General features: G+C 63.2%; 3 protein-coding genes. All 3 read right to left on the bottom strand.

Annotation, left to right across the window (positions count from 1 at the left end; translation table 11 throughout):
* Positions 1–139 precede the first annotated feature (139 nt).
* On the bottom strand, positions 140–1,126 hold the full coding sequence (locus tag EN780_RS32295; protein ID WP_128276299.1) for a Gfo/Idh/MocA family oxidoreductase: 987 nt from the start codon (positions 1,124–1,126) through the stop codon (positions 140–142).
* A gap of 371 nt (positions 1,127–1,497) precedes the next feature.
* Positions 1,498–2,073, bottom strand: coding sequence for a YceI family protein (locus tag EN780_RS32300; protein WP_127391976.1), 576 nt, complete (start codon positions 2,071–2,073; stop codon positions 1,498–1,500).
* 69 nt (positions 2,074–2,142) lie between these two features.
* Positions 2,143–2,367: cytochrome b/b6 domain-containing protein (locus EN780_RS32305; protein ID WP_189556921.1), on the bottom strand; the 225-nt coding region annotated here is incomplete at its 5' end.

Raw genomic sequence — 2,367 nt, forward strand, 5'->3', positions numbered from 1 at the left:
GCGACGAGGCCGGCCAGCCCCGCGCCGACAATGATGACATCCGCATCGTCAGCCATTTTTGCTCCCCCCAAGGCCGATAGAGCAATTCCAGGAAAAGTGTGAAGCGGTTTTCCGTCCGGAATTGCGTCAAGACAAAGACTCAGACCGGTTCCCAGCCGTCCTTGCCGCCGGCGCGGAAGATGGCATCGATGACCTTCTGGTTGAGCACCGATTCCTCCAGCGTGAAGACGCGCTCCTTGCCGCCCTGCGCCGCCCTGGCGAAGGTCTCGACCTCCAGCCGGTACTGCTGCGTGCCGGGGAAGCGGAACACCTGCGCCTCGGTGTGGTTTTGGTTGTGCAGCTCGACCCGATGGTGGTCGTAGAGCCCGGCATTGAACGGCGAGAACACCTCGATGAAACCCTTCTCGCCGTGGAACACCATCACCTGCCGCGCCGCCATCTGCGTCGACAGGTAGAAGGACAGTTCGAAATCGCCGAAATCGGCGCGGATCGAGGAATAGATGTCGGTGCCGAAGGTCTTGTCGCGCTCGATCGTCGCCTGCACGCGCTGCGGCTCCTTGCCGGTCGAAAAGCGTGTCGACACTGTCGGGTAGACGCCGATGTCGGGCAACGCGCCGCCGCCGAGGTCGAGCTGGTTGCGCATGTTCTTGGGGTCGACGTTGTAATAGGAGAACGCGCCCTGCACGTGGCGCAGCCGGCCGATGGCGCCGCTGGCGATCAGGTCGCGCACCTTGATCCATTGCGGGTGGTAGATGACCATGAAGGCTTCGCAGACCAGCACCTTCTTCTCATCGCGCAGCTTGATCAGCGGCGCGATGTCCTTGGCGTCGAGCGCCAGCGGCTTCTCGACCAGCACATGTTTTCCGGCTTGGATCGCCTTGGCCGTCCACTCGACATGCTGCGAGGTGGGCAGCGGGATGTAGACGCCGTCGATGTCCTTCGACGCGAGCAGTTCCTCATAGGAGCCGAAAGCATGCGGCGCGCCGAAACGGTCGGCGAGCGCCCGGGCTTTCGCCAGATCGCGGCTGGCGATCGCCGACAGGACGCCGTTCTCCGCCTCGACGATCGCCGGCAACAGCTGCTCGCGGCCGATCTTGGCCGTCGACAGAACACCCCATCGGAACATCACGCTTCTCCATGTCGATTTACATCATGGAGGTGTGCCCCAATTCAGGGGAAAAGCCAATCGCAGACGCTCCGTAGCTTGGCGCATGCATTGTCCAATGTAGCGCTGGTCGACCCCCACTCCGTCTCGGCTTCGCCGAGCCACCTCTCTCCCGATCGACGGGGTAGAGGAAGGCGCCTAGCTTTTTGCCATCAACGCTCCTCCAGCAACGCTCCCTTCCTTTCCCTCCGGAGGGGGGAAAGGTGGCACTGCGAAGCAGCGACGGATTGGGGGAACCACGTGGCAATCAAGCTACGGCCTGATCAGTCACGCCAATCACAGAAGATGTGTGCATAGCGTGGCCCGCTTTGCCGGGGGCGAGGAAATGCGCCTCAGCCCCTCTTGCCCGTCAGCGTCATGTCGAAGTTGACGACGTTGGAATAGATCGGCGTGCCGACATCCATGCCGTAGCGTGACCTCAACACCTTGCCGGTGACGTGGAATTTGATCGTGCCGGCCTTGAGGCTGCTGAGCTCGGCGGTGAATTTTTCCGGAAACGTCTTGCCGCGCGCCGTCAGCCGGCCGGTGACCAAGGCCGTCGTGTCGCCGGTACGGGTCACATTGGTCGAGCGGAACTGGATTTCCGGGCTGTTGGTGCTGTCGAACACCGCGTCGGAGCGCAGGAAGGCATCGATGCGGTTCTGGCCGGTGCCGACGCTCTCGGGAAAGATGGTGAGGTTGACCTGCGAGCGTTCGACATTGCCGTTGTCGATGCGGATGCTGCCCTTGAAGCGGGCGAAGGCGCCGTCGAAGCCGCCGCCGCCCGCCTTGCCGATGGTGAAGCGGATGTTCGATGCGGCCGGGCTGATCGTGTAGCTGCCGGCGGCGTCGCTGAGCGCCACCGCCGCGATGGCGGGCACGGCAAGGCAAGCGGCAAGGGCCGCCAATCCAAGGATGCGCGCATGCATGGGGGAGGTCCTTTTTCTGAGGCAGCGCATTGCTGTCTTCTCGCCTCACCAACGAACGACGGCGGTCTTCTATTCCCGGCCTGACGAAGGCGTGATCATGCGCGCAAGCACGCTGTCGCGCAGCCAGAAATGATGGCGCAACGCGGCCAGGATATGCAGGACGACGAGCGCGATGCCGGCATAGGCGAGGTACCAGTGCGCTGCCGTCCAAAAACTCTCCGCCGCGTCGGATACAGCCAGTGGCAGGTTGGGCATCACGAACAGGTTGAACGGCATGCTCGGGATCTCCAGCGT

The sequence above is a fragment of the Mesorhizobium sp. M4B.F.Ca.ET.089.01.1.1 genome (genome assembly GCF_004022605.1).
GTDB lineage: Bacteria > Pseudomonadota > Alphaproteobacteria > Rhizobiales > Rhizobiaceae > Mesorhizobium > Mesorhizobium abyssinicae.